The 15966-nt window shown below is 61.8% G+C and carries 16 protein-coding genes and 1 tRNA gene; 3 read left to right on the top strand and 14 right to left on the bottom strand.

The window, feature by feature from the left end; translation table 11 throughout:
- Window positions 1-31: 31 nt before the first annotated feature.
- The 7 genes from odhB to SAB01S_RS06770 all read right to left on the bottom strand — a co-directional run bounded on the left by odhB (window position 32) and on the right by SAB01S_RS06770 (window position 8806).
- Window positions 32-1291 (bottom strand): 2-oxoglutarate dehydrogenase complex dihydrolipoyllysine-residue succinyltransferase, encoded by a 1260-nt coding sequence (gene odhB, locus SAB01S_RS06800; protein WP_062732313.1) that lies wholly within the window; start codon window positions 1289-1291, stop codon window positions 32-34.
- A gap of 8 nt (window positions 1292-1299) precedes the next feature.
- The gene (locus SAB01S_RS06795) at window positions 1300-4095 is read right to left on the bottom strand and encodes a 2-oxoglutarate dehydrogenase E1 component (RefSeq protein WP_062732377.1); all 2796 of its coding nucleotides are present in this window, start codon (window positions 4093-4095) and stop codon (window positions 1300-1302) included.
- 91 nt (window positions 4096-4186) lie between these two features.
- Window positions 4187-5071, bottom strand: a complete 885-nt coding sequence (gene sucD, locus SAB01S_RS06790; protein ID WP_021226393.1) for a succinate--CoA ligase subunit alpha — start codon at window positions 5069-5071, stop codon at window positions 4187-4189.
- A gap of 95 nt (window positions 5072-5166) precedes the next feature.
- Window positions 5167-6129, bottom strand: coding sequence for a malate dehydrogenase (gene mdh, locus SAB01S_RS06785; RefSeq protein ID WP_062732312.1), 963 nt, complete (start codon window positions 6127-6129; stop codon window positions 5167-5169).
- Window positions 6130-6445: 316 nt separating this feature from the next.
- Complete coding sequence (gene zapE / locus SAB01S_RS06780; protein ID WP_062732311.1) at window positions 6446-7558, bottom strand: cell division protein ZapE; 1113 nt, start codon at window positions 7556-7558, stop codon at window positions 6446-6448.
- Window positions 7555-8016, bottom strand: a complete 462-nt coding sequence (locus SAB01S_RS06775) for a PaaI family thioesterase (RefSeq protein WP_062732310.1) — start codon at window positions 8014-8016, stop codon at window positions 7555-7557. Before SAB01S_RS06775 ends, zapE begins: the two co-directional genes overlap by 4 nt.
- A gap of 1 nt (window position 8017) precedes the next feature.
- The gene (locus SAB01S_RS06770) at window positions 8018-8806 is read right to left on the bottom strand and encodes a succinate dehydrogenase iron-sulfur subunit (RefSeq protein ID WP_062732309.1); all 789 of its coding nucleotides are present in this window, start codon (window positions 8804-8806) and stop codon (window positions 8018-8020) included.
- A 221-nt stretch (window positions 8807-9027) separates the two neighbouring features.
- On the opposite strand from SAB01S_RS06770, the gene SAB01S_RS06765 reads away from it, so the two are divergent.
- The 3 genes from SAB01S_RS06765 to SAB01S_RS06755 are packed head-to-tail and all read left to right on the top strand — an operon-like array spanning window position 9028 to window position 11623.
- Entirely contained in the window at window positions 9028-10101 is a 1074-nt protein-coding gene (locus SAB01S_RS06765) for a CDP-glycerol glycerophosphotransferase family protein (protein ID WP_062732308.1), read from the top strand.
- Window positions 10098-11201: a CDP-alcohol phosphatidyltransferase family protein gene (locus tag SAB01S_RS06760; protein WP_062732307.1), complete on the top strand. Its 1104-nt coding sequence runs from the start codon at window positions 10098-10100 to the stop codon at window positions 11199-11201. The genes SAB01S_RS06765 and SAB01S_RS06760 overlap by 4 nt, the downstream gene beginning before the upstream one ends.
- Window positions 11198-11623 (top strand): HIT family protein, encoded by a 426-nt coding sequence (locus SAB01S_RS06755; protein WP_062732306.1) that lies wholly within the window; start codon window positions 11198-11200, stop codon window positions 11621-11623. Before SAB01S_RS06760 ends, SAB01S_RS06755 begins: the two co-directional genes overlap by 4 nt.
- 22 nt (window positions 11624-11645) lie before the next feature.
- Here SAB01S_RS06755 and SAB01S_RS06750 read toward each other — a convergent pair whose 3' ends face one another.
- The 7 genes from SAB01S_RS06750 to SAB01S_RS06720 form a co-directional block, all read right to left on the bottom strand.
- Window positions 11646-12482 carry an acyltransferase gene (locus SAB01S_RS06750; protein ID WP_157078290.1) on the bottom strand — a complete coding sequence of 279 codons (837 nt, stop codon included), beginning with the start codon at window positions 12480-12482 and terminating at the stop codon, window positions 11646-11648.
- Between the two features lie 89 nt (window positions 12483-12571).
- Complete coding sequence (locus tag SAB01S_RS18045; protein ID WP_157078289.1) at window positions 12572-13345, bottom strand: sialate O-acetylesterase; 774 nt, start codon at window positions 13343-13345, stop codon at window positions 12572-12574.
- A gap of 106 nt (window positions 13346-13451) precedes the next feature.
- Window positions 13452-13528: transfer RNA gene (locus tag SAB01S_RS06740), tRNA-Arg, on the bottom strand.
- Window positions 13529-13562: 34 nt separating this feature from the next.
- The gene (locus tag SAB01S_RS06735; RefSeq protein ID WP_062732303.1) at window positions 13563-14033 is read right to left on the bottom strand and encodes a DUF1178 family protein; all 471 of its coding nucleotides are present in this window, start codon (window positions 14031-14033) and stop codon (window positions 13563-13565) included.
- Entirely contained in the window at window positions 14030-14869 is an 840-nt protein-coding gene (locus tag SAB01S_RS06730) for a carbon-nitrogen hydrolase family protein (protein ID WP_083951197.1), read from the bottom strand. The genes SAB01S_RS06735 and SAB01S_RS06730 overlap by 4 nt, the downstream gene beginning before the upstream one ends.
- Window positions 14866-15123 (bottom strand): glutaredoxin 3, encoded by a 258-nt coding sequence (gene grxC / locus SAB01S_RS06725; RefSeq protein ID WP_062732301.1) that lies wholly within the window; start codon window positions 15121-15123, stop codon window positions 14866-14868. The genes SAB01S_RS06730 and grxC overlap by 4 nt, the downstream gene beginning before the upstream one ends.
- A gap of 48 nt (window positions 15124-15171) precedes the next feature.
- On the bottom strand, window positions 15172-15942 hold the full coding sequence (locus SAB01S_RS06720; protein ID WP_062732300.1) for a ComF family protein: 771 nt from the start codon (window positions 15940-15942) through the stop codon (window positions 15172-15174).
- Window positions 15943-15966: the final 24 nt, after the last annotated feature.

Raw genomic sequence — 15966 nt, 5'->3', positions numbered from 1 at the left:
GCTCAGCCCGAACGGTAGGAAAGGGATGACCTTACAGGTCGATCAGCAGGCGGGTGGGATCCTCGATCGCGTTCTTGACCGCGACGAGGAAGGTCACCGCCTCGCGACCATCGATCAGGCGATGGTCGTAGCTCAACGCCAGATACATCATCGGGCGCACGACGACCTGGCCATCACGGACGACCGGGCGATCCTCGATGCGGTGAAGACCCAGCACCGCCGACTGGGGCGGGTTGATGATCGGGGTCGACATCAGCGATCCGAACACGCCGCCGTTGGAGATGGTGAAGGTGCCGCCCTTCATATCTTCCATCGTCAGCTTGCCTTCCTTGGCCTTCTTGCCAAAGTCGCCAATCGTCTTTTCGATCTTCGCCACGCTCATGCTTTCCGCGTTGCGAATGACAGGCACGACGAGGCCGGTCGGAGCGGACACCGCGACCGAAATGTCGGCGAAGTCGTTATAGACGATCTCATCGCCCTCGATCTGCGCGTTGACGCCCGGAATGTCCTTGAGCGCCATGCACACGGCCTTCGTAAAGAAGCCCATGAAGCCCAGGCGCACGCCGTGCTTCTTTTCGAACAGGTCCTTATATTTCGCGCGCGCCTCGATGACGTTGGTCATGTCGACATCGTTGAAGGTGGTGAGCAGAGCGGCGTTGTTCTGCGCTTCCTTCAGGCGCTTGGCGACCGTCTGGCGCAGGCGGGTCATCTTGACCCGTTCCTGCTTGCGCGACGGACCGGACGAAGGCGCGTCGGCGGCAGGCGCGGCTGTCGGGGCGGACGCCGCAGCCTTCGCAGTGCCAGCGGCGGCGGCGGCCACCACATCGTCCTTGGTCAGGCGGCCGTCCTTACCTGTGCCCTTGATCTTGCTGGGATCAAGACCATGCTCCAGCACCAGGCGGCGGACAGCGGGCGACAGAGTGAGGTTGCTGCCTTCGCCGTCGCCGTCATCATCCGCGGCGGGCGCCGACGCGGCGGGCGCAGGCGTTGCGGCCTCGGCCTTCGCCGCGGGGGCGGCCGCCGGCGCCGGAGATGGCGAAGCGGACGCGGCGGCGCCTTCGTTCACATAGCCCAGCAGCGCGCCAACTTCGACCGTATCGCCTTCCTTCGCGACAATGTCGCCCATGGTGCCGGCGGCCGGCGCGGGCACGTCGACCGCGACCTTGTCGGTTTCCAGGCTGACAATGGGTTCGTCAGCGGCGACGGCCTCACCCGGCTTCTTCAGCCACTGGCCCACGGTTGCTTCGGTAACGGATTCGCCCAGGGTTGGGACTTTGACTTCGGTAGCCATGCGCTTTCTCAGCCTTTCTTCTGGCGACGGATTTCTTCACGCACGCTGTGACCCAGCGCATCGGCGACAAGAGCGGCCTGTTCGGCGACATGGCGCTTGGCCAGACCCGTGGCGGGAGACGCGGACGGCTTGCGGCCCGCATAACGCGCCCGCATCGGCGCCTGACCGGCCATCGCCAGCGCTTCCTCGACATAGGGTTCGACGAAGAACCACGCGCCATTGTTGCGCGGCTCTTCCTGGCACCAGACGACTTCCTCCAAATTGGTCATGCGCGCGATGCGCTTGGCCAATGCGTCGGTTGCGAACGGATAAATCTGTTCGATGCGCACGATCTGGGTATTCTGGTCACCAGCGGCGTCGCGCGCTTCGGCCAGATCGTAGAAGACCTTGCCCGAACAAAGCACCAACCGCTTCGTGTCCGTGTCGGCGGACCCGTTGGGATCTGACAGGATGCGCTTGAAATGCGTGTCGCCCAGGAAATCCTCGGCCTTGCTCACCGCAGCCTTGTGTCGCAGCAGCGACTTGGGGGCCATGATGATAAGCGGCTTGCGGAAGGGACGCAGCATCTGCCGGCGCAGGGCGTGGAAATAATTGGCCGGGGTGGTGATGTTGGCGACCTGGATATTGCCTTCGGCGCACAGCTGAAGGAAGCGCTCCAGACGGGCCGAGCTATGTTCCGGCCCCTGCCCTTCATAGCCGTGCGGCAGCAGGCAGACGAGGCCGTTGGACCGCAGCCACTTGGTTTCGGACGAGGCGATATACTGATCGAAGATGATCTGCGCGCCATTGGCGAAATCGCCGAACTGCGCTTCCCAGATGACCAAGCTCTTGGGGTCCGCCAGCGCGAAGCCATATTCGAAGCCCAGCACGCCATATTCGGACAGCGGGCTGTCGAGCACTTCGAAGCGGCCATGCGGCACCGTCGAAAGCGGGATATATTTATTCTCACTTTCCTGATCGACCCAGACAGCGTGACGCTGGCTGAACGTGCCGCGACCCGAATCCTGACCGGACAGACGTACGCCATAGCCTTCCGACAAGAGCGAGCCGAAGGCCAAGGCCTCGCCGGTCGCCCAGTCGAAATTCTCGCCCGACTTGAACATTTCGGCCTTGGCGTCGAGAACCCGCTTCAACGTCTTGTGGACGTTATGGCCCTCGGGCACCGTCGTAAGCGTGCGGCCAAGGCTGTCGAACAGCTTTTGCGACACGCCGCTTTCGACCGTCTGGCGCGCGGTTTCGGCGTCGGCGGGCTTGTGGAGGCCAGACCAGCGACCCGCAAACCAGTCGGCCTTGTTGGCCTTGTAGCTCTTTGCCGCCTCGAACTCGTCCTCCAGATGGCTGACAAATTCAGACGTCGCCTTGCCGACGAACTCATCGTCGACCAGACCTTCGGCCTTCAACCGGGCGGAATAAATGTCGCTGACCGGCGGATGCTGGCGGATCTTCGCGTACATCTGCGGCTGCGTGAAGGACGGTTCATCGCCTTCATTATGACCGAAGCGCCGGTAGCACCACATGTCGATCACGATGTCGCGATGGAATTTCTGGCGATATTCCATCGCCAGCTTGCAGGCGAAGGTCACAGCTTCCGGATCGTCGCCATTGACGTGCAGGATCGGGGCCTGAACGCCCTTGGCCACGTCGCTGGGATAGGGCGAACCGCGCGAAAATTGCGGGCTGGTGGTGAAGCCGATCTGGTTGTTGACGACGAAGTGGACACAACCGCCGGTATTATATCCCGGCACGCCGGAAAAGCCGAAGCATTCCCAGACAATGCCCTGCCCGGCAAAGGCAGCGTCGCCGTGGATCAGGACCGGCAATACCTGTTCGTGATTGGAGAGGTCATCGCGGAAAGTCTGTTGCGCGCGGACCTTGCCAAGCACCACCGGATCGACCGTTTCCAGGTGTGAGGGGTTGGGGACCAGCGACATATGGACCTTGATCCCGTCAAATTCACGGTCGGTCGAAGTGCCGAGGTGATATTTGACGTCGCCCGATCCACCGACATCTTCCGGATTGGCGGTGCCGCCGGAAAATTCGTGGAAGATGACGCGGAAGCCCTTGGCCATCACGTTGGCGAGCACGTTGAGGCGGCCGCGATGCGCCATGCCGAACACGATTTCGCGCACGCCGCTCGACCCGCCATATTTGATGACGGCTTCGAGCGCGGGGATCATGGATTCGCCGCCGTCGAGGCCAAAGCGCTTGGTGCCGACATATTTGCGACCCAGGAACTTCTCATATTGTTCGGCCTGAATGACCTTGGCCAGGATCGCCTTCTTGCCTTCGGGCGTGAAGTGGATTTCCTTGTCCTTGCCTTCCATCCGGTCCTGAAGGAAGCGGCGCTCCTCCACGTCCGAGATATGCATATATTCAAGGCCGACATTGCCGCAGTAATTCTGCCGCAGGATCGCCACCAGCTCGCTGACGGTCGCATATTGCAGGCCGAGCGCGCCACCCAGATAGATTTTCTTGGAGAGGTCGGTGAGGCCGTGATATTCCGGCGACAGGTCGGCGGGCGCCTCGCGCTTGGCCAGGCCCAGCGGGTCCAGATTGGCGGCCAGATGGCCGCGCACGCGATAGGTCCGGATCAGCATCATCGCGCGGATGCTGTCTTCGGCCGCGGCGGTGATATCGGCGTCGGATACAGCCTTGCCCTGCGCCTTGGCGGCGGCCTTGACGGCCACCTGCATCTGCGTGGGATCCAGTGCGCCGGTCAGATCATCGGTATCCGTCAGCGGCCAATTGTCGCGCGCCCAGCTTGGTCCGCGCTCGATTTCGAAATCCTGGTTCTCGTAACCCATCGTCTGTCCCATCTGCGCCGCGTGCAGTCGCGGAAGCGGGAGAACATGCGGTCGGGGTGCAGCCCGACCGCATCTATATGTAGGAGTTATCTTACCCCTTCAAGACCTCGACCAGCGTCGAGCCGAGCTCCGACGGGCTGGCAGCAACCTTGATGCCGGCCGCTTCCATCGCCGCGATCTTGCTTTCCGCGTCGCCCTTGCCGCCCGACACGATCGCGCCGGCATGGCCCATGCGACGGCCCGGAGGCGCCGTGCGGCCGGCAATGAAACCGGCCATCGGCTTCTTGCGGCCCTTCTTCGCTTCGTCGATCAGGAACTGCGCGGCCTGTTCTTCGGCGTCGCCGCCGATCTCACCGATCATGATGATCGATTCGGTCGCGTCGTCAGCCAGGAACAGTTCCAGCACGTCGATGAAGTTGGTGCCATTGACCGGATCGCCGCCGATGCCGACGGCGGTCGTCTGACCAAGGCCCGCGTTCGAGGTCTGGAACACGGCTTCGTAGGTCAGCGTGCCAGAGCGCGACACGACGCCGACGCTGCCCTTCTTGAAGATGCTGCCGGGCATGATGCCGATCTTGCACTCGTCGGGCGTCAGTACGCCGGGGCAGTTGGGGCCGATGAGGCGCGACTTGCTGCCCGAGAGCGCACGCTTGACGCGCACCATGTCGAGAACGGGGATGCCTTCGGTTATGCAGACGATCAGCGGGATTTCCGCGTCGATCGCTTCGAGGATCGAGTCTGCGGCGAATGGCGGCGGAACATAGATGACCGAAGCGTCGGCGCCGGTCTTCGACTTGGCTTCGGCGACAGTGTCATACATGGGCAGACCGATATGGGTCGTGCCGCCCTTGCCCGGGGTCACGCCTGCGACCATCTGCGTGCCATAGGCCAGCGCCTGTTCGGTGTGGAAGGTCCCGGTTGCACCGGTCATACCCTGGGTGATGACCTTGGTATTCTTGTTCACCAGAATGGACATGCGTGTCCCTTTTCGTCTGTGACGTGGCAGTTCATGAAAAGCAGCCCGCCGCCGGCTGCACACTTACCGGGGCGGGCTGGAAAAATCTCGGTCGATCAGGCAAGCGTGTTGTCGATGCCCTTGCACGCGGTCAGCAGGTCCTTGACCGCATCGATCGACACCTGAAGGCCGGCCTTGGCCTGGTCATTGAGTTCGATTTCGATCACTTCCTCGACGCCATCCTTGCCGATCTTGACCGGCACGCCGACATAAAGGCCATCGACGCCATATTGACCTTCGAGATAGGCAGCGCAGGGCAGGACGCGCTTCTGGTCACCCAGATAGGATTCCGCCATGGCGATGGCCGATGCAGCGGGCGCATAGAAGGCGGAACCGGTCTTGAGCAGGCCGACGACTTCGCCGCCGCCATTGGCGGTGCGCTTGACGATGGCGTCGATGCGCTCCTGCGTCGACTTGCCCATCTTGATGAGATCGGGAACGGGGATGCCCTTGACGGTCGAATATTCGACCACGGGGACCATCGTGTCGCCATGGCCGCCCAGCACGAAGCTGGTGACGTCGCGAACCGAAACGCCAAATTCCCAGGCGAGGAAGGTCGAGAAGCGCGCGGAATCGAGGACGCCGGCCATGCCGACGACCTTGTTGTGGGGCAGGCCGGAAAATTCGCGCAGCGCCCACACCATCGCGTCGAGCGGGTTGGTGATGCAGATGACAAAGGCGTCGGGGGCATATTGCTTGATGCCCTCGCCCACGGCCTTCATGACCTTGAGGTTGATGCCGAGGAGATCGTCGCGGCTCATGCCGGGCTTGCGCGGCACGCCGGCGGTGACGATGATGACGTCGGCGCCTTCGATGTCCTTGTAATCATTGGTGCCCGTGATAGCCGCGTCGAAGCCCTGCACCGGCCCGCATTGCGACAGATCCAGCGCCTTGCCCTGGGGAATGCCCTCGGCGATGTCGAAGAGGACGATGTCGCCCAGTTCCTTCTGCGCCGCCAGATGGGCGAGCGTACCGCCGATATTGCCAGCGCCGATCAGCGCTATCTTCTTACGGGCCATAAGCTGTCATCCTCCAAGTCATGATTACTGGAATTGCCGGTTCGCCTACGCCCTTCCCGCAGGGGTTTCAACCTACGAAAACCGTGCATGCCAAATTATCTTTGCAATTGGTTCGCAATTGCATTAGGCAAGCGTCACAGCCTGTTGCTCGCTGGCTCCTACCCTGGCCGCGAGCGCTCCCTGCAGAGCTACCCTGCCGGGCGCCCTTTCTCCTCGGAGGGCGCCCGGCCTGTTTGCCGCAATGACGTTGCGCGTCGATGAAGAGTTCCAGCCCGCTGCGACGGACCGAGATAGCGGCCGCGATAGGCCGTGCAGACTATTTGGGGCCGTGGCCCAGCGCCAGATAATCGTCCGACTGCATCTCCAGCAGACGCGACACGGTGCGCTCAAATTCAAAGGCTCCGTCGCCCGTAGGATAGAGACGCTCAGGCGAAGCATCGGCCGATGCCAGCAGCTTCACCTTATATTCGTAGAGCGAGTCGATCAGCGTGACGAAACGCGCCGCCTCATTGCGCTTTTCCGGTCCCAGCACCGGGATGCCAACGATGATCACGCTATGATATTTGCGCGCAATCGCCAGATAATCCGGCGCCCCCCGCGCCTCCACGCAAAGCCGTTTGAACGAAAAGACAGCGACGCCTTTGAGGCTTTTGGGCACATGCAGGGTGCGGCCGCCCTGGACGGGAATATCCTCGGCCGGGACCTTGGCGCGATCCTCCACCGAAAAATCGGTCAGTCGGAAAAAGGCCTCGGACAGGGCGCGGGTCGCCTCCGGTCCATTGGGACAATGCCAAAGCTGCGCATCCCCCAACCGGTCGCGCCGATAATCGGTGGGACCGTTGAGGCTCATGACATCCAGCTTCGCCTTGATAAGGTCGATGAAGGGCAGGAAAAGCTGGCGATTGAGGCCATCTTTGTAAAGATCATCAGGGACGCGGTTCGACGTCGTGACAATGGTCACGCGCTTGTCGAGCAACCCAGTGAACAGGCGCGACATGATCGCCGCGTCGGCCATATTGTTGACCACCATTTCGTCGAAGCAGAGCAGTCGCGCCTCTTCCGCCAGCGACTCGACCACCGGCGGGATCGGGTCACCCGTTTCCGACTTGCGTGCTTCGGCGAGACGGGCATGAACGTCGAGCATGAATTCGTGGAAATGCGCGCGCTTCTTGCGCTTGACCTGTACCGTATCGAAGAACAGGTCCATCAGCATGGATTTGCCCCGTCCGACGCCGCCCCACATGTAGAGGCCGCGCGGCGGCTCCGGCGCCTTGCGCAGCAATTTCCACAGCGTCGACCCCCGCGCCGGCGTTGCTTCCAGTTCCTGCTGCATCTGGCCCAACCGCTCGGCAGCGGCTCGCTGATCGGGGTCGGGCCTGAGCTCGCCGGACGTCACCAGCGCATCATAGCGGGCGAGAATGGCGGTCACTGCGGCTTTGGCGCCTTGCGAATGGTGGCCGTAGAGGCGGCCACCGCCTCGCCATTCTGCGTCATCAGCATCCGCAGGAAGAAAAGACGCCCGGTTTCCCGCAATATCTTGACTTCAGCGACCAAGTCAGGCCCCACCTTTCCTGCGCCCAGATATTGCATGCTAAGGTCAATGGTAACGCCGTTTACCTGCGCCTGATGCCCCATGATCCACAGACCGCCGAAATAGGCGTGATCGGCAAAGGCAGCAAGAAAGCCGCCGTGCAGTGCATCGAGCCGGTTGCGGTGGCTGGAGCGCGTTTCCAGGGCGACGCGAGCGAGCGTTGGCCCGTCCGCCTGCATATATCCCCGCCCGATCGCCTGCAAAAAGGTGTCGGGGTGCGGATCCGACCAGGCCGCCCAACCCGCCCATTTGCCTTCGCTCAGCGGTCGACCGCCGGCTACTCCGTCACTTGCCAACTTAAAGCTGCCGTTCGACCATCATCTTCTTGGTTTCCGCGATCGCCTTGGCCGGGCTCAGACCCTTGGGGCAGACATTCGCGCAGTTCATGATGGTGTGGCAGCGATAGAGGCGGAAGGGATCCTCCAGTTCGTCCAGGCGCTCACCGGTATATTCGTCCCGGCTGTCGGCCAGCCAGCGATAGGCCTGAAGCAGGATCGCGGGACCAAGGAACTTGTCGCTGTTCCACCAGTAGCTGGGGCAGCTCGTCGAGCAGCAGGCGCATAGGATGCATTCGTAAAGGCCATCCAGCTTCTCGCGGTCTTGCGGAGACTGGAGCCGTTCCTTGCCGCTGGGCGGCGGACTGACGGTTTGCAGCCACGGCTTGATGCTGTTGTACTGCGCATAAAAGTGCGTGAAGTCGGGCACCAGATCCTTGATGACGTCCATGTGCGGCAGCGGCGTGATCTGCACCTGCTTGCCCGCGCATTCGTCGATCGCGGTGGTGCAGGCGAGGCCGTTCTTGCCGTTCATGTTCATCGAGCAGGAACCGCAAATGCCTTCGCGGCACGAGCGGCGGAAGGTCAGCGTGGGATCATATTCATTCTTGATCTTGAGCAGCGCGTCGAGGACCATCGGGCCGCACTGGTCCAGATCCACCTCGAACGTGTCGTAGCGCGGATTTTGGCCGGAGTCGGGATCGTAGCGATAGACCTTGAAGCTGCGCACATTGGTGGCGCCTTCGGGCGCTTTATAGGTTACGCCCTTGCCGTTGATCTTGCTGTTCTTAGGCAACGCAAATTCGGCCATCGCTCGTCGAGCCTCTTCGGGAATGTGTGTCGTGTCGCCGCCCGAATAGCAAAAAATCCGCAAAGGTCCAGCGTTGAGGGCGATGTTTCTGCCCGAAGCCCTTGTTGCAACAGGCTTGCAAAACCCGCCGTGACGACTTGCTTCCTGTCTCTGTCGCGCTAGGGCGAACGACATGCGCGCATGCTGCGCCTATTGGCCCCTGCCCTCCATGGATCGTCCGCTTGCCGACCGACATCGCCTTCCTCGCTATCGCAGAAGCGCACCAAATCTATCATTGGCTGCCCGCCGCGCTGGAACTGGCACGGCGTTCGGGCGTGCGGGTCAGCGTGCTGTCGCCATCCGACACCATGCTGGACCTGATCGGCAGCTATGATCCGGAGGGGCGACTGGAGCCGGTGCGCCTGACGCGTCCGCCGCTACAACCCGACTCGCTGTTCCGCCAGCCCTCCCGCTTCGCCACCCTGCTGCTCAACCACCGGAGGATCGCGCGATATCCCGTGATCGTCACGACTGAAATCAGCAGCGCCCGGCTGCGACACATGCCCGGCTTTTCATCCCGCATGATTCACATCAAACATGGCGCCGGCGACCGCGAGGGCGGCTATAAGAAAGGCCATGCTGCGTTCGACCTGACGATAGTGGGCGGCGAAAAGGACAGGCGCCGGCTGATCGCGCGTGGCCTTGGGACGCAAGACAATGTGCGCGTGGGCGGCTACCCCAAATTCGAACTGAAGGCGAACAGGCAGCGCTTCTTTTCGGACGACAAGCCGGTGCTGCTCTACAACCCCCATTTCGACGCCAAATTGTCCTCCTGGATCAACCATGGCCCGTCGGTCATGGCGGCGCTGGAGTCGCTGACGGACTGGAACGTCATCATCGCGCCGCATGTCAAATTGGCACAGCGCGTGCCCCCGATCGTCAGTGCCGCTCCGCATATCCGGGTGGACATGGGCAGTCGCCATTCGATCGACATGAGCTATACGATGAGCGCGGACCTCTATCTGGGCGACGTGTCGAGCCAGGTGTATGAATTTCTGATCGCACCGCGCCCCTGCGTCTTCCTGAACCTCGATCATCATGATGCGGCGGGCGCGGCCTTTTCGCACTGGCGGCTGGGACAGGTGATCGACAACATGGACGCGCTGGCGCCTGCGCTAGCGCGTGCGAATGGCTTGCAAGAAGGGTTCCGTGACGTGCAGGAAGCAGCGATGCGTGATTCCATCGACCAGTCTCCTATCCCCGCCTCGCAGCGCCAGGCCGACATCATCCTCGATTTTCTGAAGGGCGCCGCATGAGTCAGTCTCTCTCCACTTCTCTGGGGCCGGTCCGGCTGATCGGCGAAAATGCGACGCCAATCTGGGGCATGCCAAATGCCGAGCGGAACCGGCGCATGGCGGAAAGCGCGGCGAAGAACGGCCGCCAGTTGGCGAGCGGGCACGAACTGCTGTTCAACCTGACCTATGCGTTCGACCCGTTGCTGCTGACGCTCGTGCTCGAAACGCCCGGCACATTGTTCACCTGGGGCGGCGCGCCGATTGTGGGTCAGGTCGCGCAAGGCGCCGATCCCCTTACCGCCGCGCATGTCATCGATCTGTCGGATGGGCGGCGCCTTTATAATCGCCAGCTGCGCAAGCTGGAGCAGCCGATGGTGCGCGAACTGACGCCAGCCAGTCGGCGCGAAATCGAGCGCCGCAGCTATTTCGGCGCTTATAAGGGCGTGACCGATCTGCTGACCAAATATCTCTGGCCCGAACTGGCGCTGGTGCTGACCCGGATCGCCGCGCAATTGCGCATGACGCCTAACATGGTGTCGGTGATCGGCGTCAGCCTGTGCCTGCTTGCGACCTTCCTCTTCGCCAAGGGACTTTATTGGACAGGGTTCCTGTCCGGATTCATCTTCATGGTGCTGGACACGGTGGATGGAAAGCTCGCCCGCTGCACCATCACTTCGTCCAAATGGGGCAATGTCATCGACCATGGCGTCGACCTCGTCCACCCACCCTTCTGGTGGTATTTTTGGGGAACGGGCCTTGCCTATTGGGGCCTGCAACTGCCCGGCGCGACCTTCGCCTTCGTCATGACGGCGGTCGTTGCCGGCTACGTCCTGCAACGGGTGATCGAGGGTTTGTTCCTCAAGGACTTCAAGATGGACATCCATGTCTGGCACCGGTTCGACAGCCAGTTTCGGCTCATCACGGCGCGGCGGAACCCCAATATGGTGATCCTCTTCGTCGCCCTGCTGTTCGGGCGACCGGACATCGGCCTGGTCGCGCTGGCGTGGTGGACCGTCATTTCGTTGATCGTCCATGCCATACGCCTCGCCCAGGCCTACGCGGTCGCGCGGTCGGGACGGCCGATCATCAGTTGGATGGACGAGGCGGAGGGACAGGCATGAACGCGACGATCGAGAAATTCGGCTATCCCGCCACGCTGGTGGCGCAGTTCGATCATTGGCTGGTGTTGCTGAGGCCGAGCCAGCCGACGCTCGGATCACTGGTGCTTGCCGCGCGAAGCGACGCCACGGCGTTCGGCGACCTGCCCGCAGAGGCGCATGCAGAACTAAAGACCGCCACCGCCACGATCGAGGCGGCGCTGACCCAGGCAGTGGGCTATGACAAGATCAACTATCTGATGCTGATGATGGTCGATCCCCACGTCCATTTCCACGTCATCCCCCGCTACGAAGGCAGTCGCACCGCGGCAGGCCTGACGATCCCGGACGCAGGATGGCCGGGCCAGCCTGACCTCAGTTCAGCGATCAAGCTGGACGGCGAGATGCAAGATTTACGCAGTCAGATACAAAATTATTTCAGGTGAAAAATAGACTTACGCCAAGCCTTCATTTTGCGTTACGAGAGCCGAACCATCTGTCTAAAAAGCCGCGAGCAGGGATGACCGCTTCTTCCGGTTCATTATATCGATACCGTTCAGGAATATCCTGATAATCCGTTGTTCTGGACCATTCCACGCGATCTCTTATCTTGCGCGCCGGTACGCCTGCATAGGCCGCATAAGGTTCCATGTGGCCGCTCAAAAAGGATCGCTGGCCCAAAACGGCGCCGTTGCCGATTGTGCTACCCTTGGCGATCCTGGACCCATTACCAAGCCACACATGATGGCCGACTATGATATTGCCGGCTCGGTCGATACGATCTGATCCCCCCGCGTCCCACAGCGAATGCCCATCCGCGGTACGCAAGTTGACGTCGTTGGAAATCATACAGTCGTTACCGATGACAATTGCGCGTGCCAATTCGTCGTCCGCGCTATTGAGCATCATGCCACCTTCCCAAGTCGTTCCGGCGCCAATGACAATCAGCTTGTCACGGCCGCCAACTCGAATCTTGATATCAAGCAGCTTACAGTTCGGACCAATTATGATGGTGTTATTTTCGCCTTCAATCGATATGATGCTAAATCGAATCTTCAAATCATCGCCAATGAATATCTTCGACCCATTACCAATGCATTGAATCTTTGCAAATCGATTAGGCGGAAGATAAGGACGTATTCCCACGCATCCAAATATTTGACCACCTTGTTCTTCCGATATTGCAATTTCAGACGGAATATGGCCGCCAACCGGATCATATTCTCGTTGCAGATCTATATCTTTTTCGGAACCCAACTGCGCTGCAATATTAAGTTCTTGATCAATGCGTTCGGAAAAATTCATTTGGCACCCTTTAACGAGGGCTTAGCTTTCAACGCATCCTTTCAGCAAGCATTTTCAGCAAATTGACTGCTCAATTTGCGCCGCAGCAATCATTTGTCTAAAAGCGAGAGATAAGCATTGGCATAGCGCCGACCAAGCTCGCGCTGACTGAGTGCATCAAAGTGGAGGCCATCTCCAGTATCGCGCAAGCCTTTGGACGATACCACGACGACATTATCGAGCAAGGTTGGGAGGCGTTCCAACTGGCTGTTGATGATCTTGGCCTGCGGTCGTCGGACAAAGTCACCGAGCTTCCCCACTATGATAGGGACGTGCGGGCAACCAGCATCCCGACGCAGACTGCGCATCAAAGCCACCCAGCGAATGGCATAGGTCTTAGCACGATCCGTCGTTCCTGCTGCATCCGACTCACCCTGATGCCAAAGAATGGCGCGCAAGTGGCCGGACTTTTCCCCTTGCCTGAGCATCCGCACGGCGCGCTTGTAAAAACGTCCTTTCGGACCCCATTGATTCAGAGTCGTTCCTCCAACAGCGGCAGACATCAACCCGATTTTTTCAAAGGGCCTTTCTTGCAGGATAGTTCGAGCGAATGCTCTCCCGGGACCGACACCGACCTTTTTGGGACCATCGGAATTGAGCGGGTCCACAGCTGCGATCCATCGGCTTCCCGAATTGAGCTTGAAGGCACCTGGAATCGGTTCCCGGTCCTGGGCCTCGATTACACCACGGCCCGACATATTGGACTGACCCATTAGGAGGAAAAGAGCGAAATCTTCCTTTTCAGCAGGCGCAGCTGGAAGAGGTGCAGGAACTGCCAAGGATGCCAAGATGATAGCCCAGAACGTTTGGAGGTCCGCCTTCAATGTTTGCCGCCTTCCCGGATAGCCCAAGTTGACCAGTCTGATCCTAGAGCAATGAGCGACCTAACATGCCAATGGTCAGGGACAGAACTCCACGGTCAAAGGCAATTGGTGCACCCAACTGGATTCGAACCAGTGGCCCCCAGATTAGGAATCTGATGCTCTATCCTGCTGAGCTATGGGTGCCCGGTGCCGGCTCTATTGCGCGGGAGCGCCGGGGTCAATTCTTCGCGTGCGGCGGGACGATGGGAAGTGGCAGGGGCGCGACCTCTACGCCTTCGGCGATCAGGGCCTTGGCTTCGGCGGGGGCGACTTCGCCGTGGATGCTGGCGCGGTCCTGTTCGCCATAATGCATGGCGCGGGCCTGATCGGCAAAGTCGCGGCCGACCCAGGTGGAATCGGCCAGCAGCTTCTGCTGCGCCTGCGCCACTGCTTCGACCATTGCCTGCATCTTGGCCATATCCGCGCCGCTCGCAGCCGGAGCGGCCTTGTCGGGCGCCGATGTTACTGGGCGCTGGTTGCCCTTGGCCACGACAGCCGGCGCCATGACGGCCTTCATCACCGACACGTCGCCGCAGATCGGACAGGCGATGAGGCCGCGGGCCTGCTGTGCGTCATAATCGCTGCTTGAGCCGAACCAGGCTTCGAAAACATGGCCCTGACCACTGCATTTAAGGTCGAACACGATCACGAAATTGTCACGTCCTTCGGGATAAGCTGCCGATTGGCGAGCGCGGGCACCCGCGCGCGCACATCCTCTATGCGCGACAGGTCGATATCCGCAAGCCCCAGACCTGCCGCCTCGCCCATGTCGAGCAGCACATCGCCCCAGGGATCGACCACCAGGCTATGCCCATAGGTGGTGCGCCCGTCCGCATGCGCGCCGACCTGCGCCGCCGCGATGACGACGCATCCCGCCTCGATCGCGCGGGCGCGCAGCAGCACATGCCAGTGCGCTTGGCCCGTCGGCACGGTGAAGGCGGCGGGCGCCAGCAGGATTGTCGCGCCGGCATCGGTCAGCGCCCGATACAGATCGGGAAACCGCATGTCATAGCAGATGGAAAGGCCCATCAATCCCCACGGCGTCTTTACCGCGACCGCCTGCTCCCCCGGCCCGTAGACCGAGGATTCGCGCCAGCTTTCCCCGCTCGCCAGATCGACGTCGAACAGGTGTATCTTGTCGTAGCGGGCGCGAATGTCACCATTGGCGTCAATCATCAGGCTGCGATTGACCCAGCGCCCATCCGATCGTTCATCCTTGAAAGGCAACGACCCGAGATGAACCCAAAGCCCTTCGCGCGCGGCTGCTTCACGAGCGGCGGCCAGGACATCGTCATCCGCTTCACTGCGCAGCGTGCCTGCCGCGCGGGCCCGATCGCGATCCAGATAGCCAGCCATTTCGGGGGTGAAGAGCATGTCCGCCCCTTCCCGCTTGGCGCGGCCCGCCATGTCGATGATCGCGGCGGCGTTGGAAGCGGGATCAATCCCGCTCGTCATCTGGAAAAGGGCAGCGCGAAAATGGCTCACTGGCTAAGCATCGCATCCAGCTTGCCGGCGCGGTTCAGGGCGGCAAGGTCGTCGCTGCCGCCGATATGCTGGCCGTCGATGAAGATTTGCGGCACGGTCGTCTGGCCGGGCGCGCGCTCCAGCATTTCGTCGCGCTTGGGGCCGCCCATGCTGATGTCATATTCCTCGAACGCCACGCCCTTGTCGCCGAGCAGCGCCTTGGCCCGCGCGCAATAGCCGCACCAGGCCTTGGTATAGATTTCCACTTTTGCCATGAAGAATATCGCTCCTTTGCCACAAAGATGGGGCAAGGCCCGCCAATGTCAATCAGCGGCGTCGGTTGGCGCGGCATCGCGGTCGGGCAGCGCGCGCGCCCAACACAGCAGCCGGACGGTGGTGGCGCCGCCACGCTTCAGCGTCCGCGCGCATGCCCCGGCGGTCGCGCCGCTGGTGTGAACATCATCGATAAGCAGCACGCGCCGCCCGGCAAATCCATGGTCCGCGGCCAGAGTGAAAGCCCCGCGCACCGCCCTGGCCCGCTGCGCCGGGTTCATGCCGCGCAATGGCTGTGTCCGCCGCGCGCGTATCAGCCCGTGCCGGTCGACCGGCCAACCCGTTAACGTGCCCAGATGGTCCGCGATCAGCGCGGACTGGTTGAACCCGCGATGCCACAGGCGCCAGCGATGCAAGGGCACTGGCACGATCACGGGCGGATCGCCCTCCCCCGCCGCCCCCACATGACGCAGCATCTGCCGGGCGATCAGCCGCGCCAACCCGATGCGCCGCCCATATTTGAGCCGCAGCGCCACCGTGCGCGCGACATCGCCATAGGCCAGCACGGCGCGCGCGCTGTCCCAGGGCGGCGGAGCAGCCAGGCACGCGCCGCACGCGGCACCATCGCCCATGTCGTGCGGGAAAGGCAGGCCGCAACGGGCACAACAGGGGTCGCCCAGAAACTCCATGCCGCCCCAGCAATCGAGGCAGAAGGCATGATCTTCCCCGACGATGCCGCCGCAACCCGGGCAGCGCGGCGGCAGCGCATAATCGAGCGCCGGACGCAGCGCGGTCTTGAGAAGCGGGGCAAGAGGCATCATCTGCCTTGTTCCCGCTTCACCGCC

Origin of the sequence: Sphingobium abikonense NBRC 16140, assembly GCF_001598335.1 — a bacterium.
In the GTDB taxonomy this organism is placed as follows: domain Bacteria; phylum Pseudomonadota; class Alphaproteobacteria; order Sphingomonadales; family Sphingomonadaceae; genus Sphingobium; species Sphingobium abikonense.
This window is presented reverse-complemented; position numbering and strand designations above follow the sequence as displayed.

Coding starts and splice junctions, on each gene's coding strand:
- mdh (WP_062732312.1), bottom strand. CDS start 6,129: ATGGCCCGTAAGAAGATAGCGCTGATCGGCGCTGGCAATATCGGCGGT.
- SAB01S_RS06750 (WP_157078290.1), bottom strand. CDS start 12,482: ATGAATTTTTCCGAACGCATTGATCAAGAACTTAATATTGCAGCGCAG.
- SAB01S_RS06755 (WP_062732306.1), top strand. CDS start 11,198: ATGAACGCGACGATCGAGAAATTCGGCTATCCCGCCACGCTGGTGGCG.
- SAB01S_RS06760 (WP_062732307.1), top strand. CDS start 10,098: ATGAGTCAGTCTCTCTCCACTTCTCTGGGGCCGGTCCGGCTGATCGGC.
- SAB01S_RS06720 (WP_062732300.1), bottom strand. CDS start 15,942: ATGATGCCTCTTGCCCCGCTTCTCAAGACCGCGCTGCGTCCGGCGCTC.
- SAB01S_RS06795 (WP_062732377.1), bottom strand. CDS start 4,095: ATGGGTTACGAGAACCAGGATTTCGAAATCGAGCGCGGACCAAGCTGG.
- sucD (WP_021226393.1), bottom strand. CDS start 5,071: ATGTCCATTCTGGTGAACAAGAATACCAAGGTCATCACCCAGGGTATG.
- odhB (WP_062732313.1), bottom strand. CDS start 1,291: ATGGCTACCGAAGTCAAAGTCCCAACCCTGGGCGAATCCGTTACCGAA.
- grxC (WP_062732301.1), bottom strand. CDS start 15,123: ATGGCAAAAGTGGAAATCTATACCAAGGCCTGGTGCGGCTATTGCGCG.
- SAB01S_RS06770 (WP_062732309.1), bottom strand. CDS start 8,806: ATGGCCGAATTTGCGTTGCCTAAGAACAGCAAGATCAACGGCAAGGGC.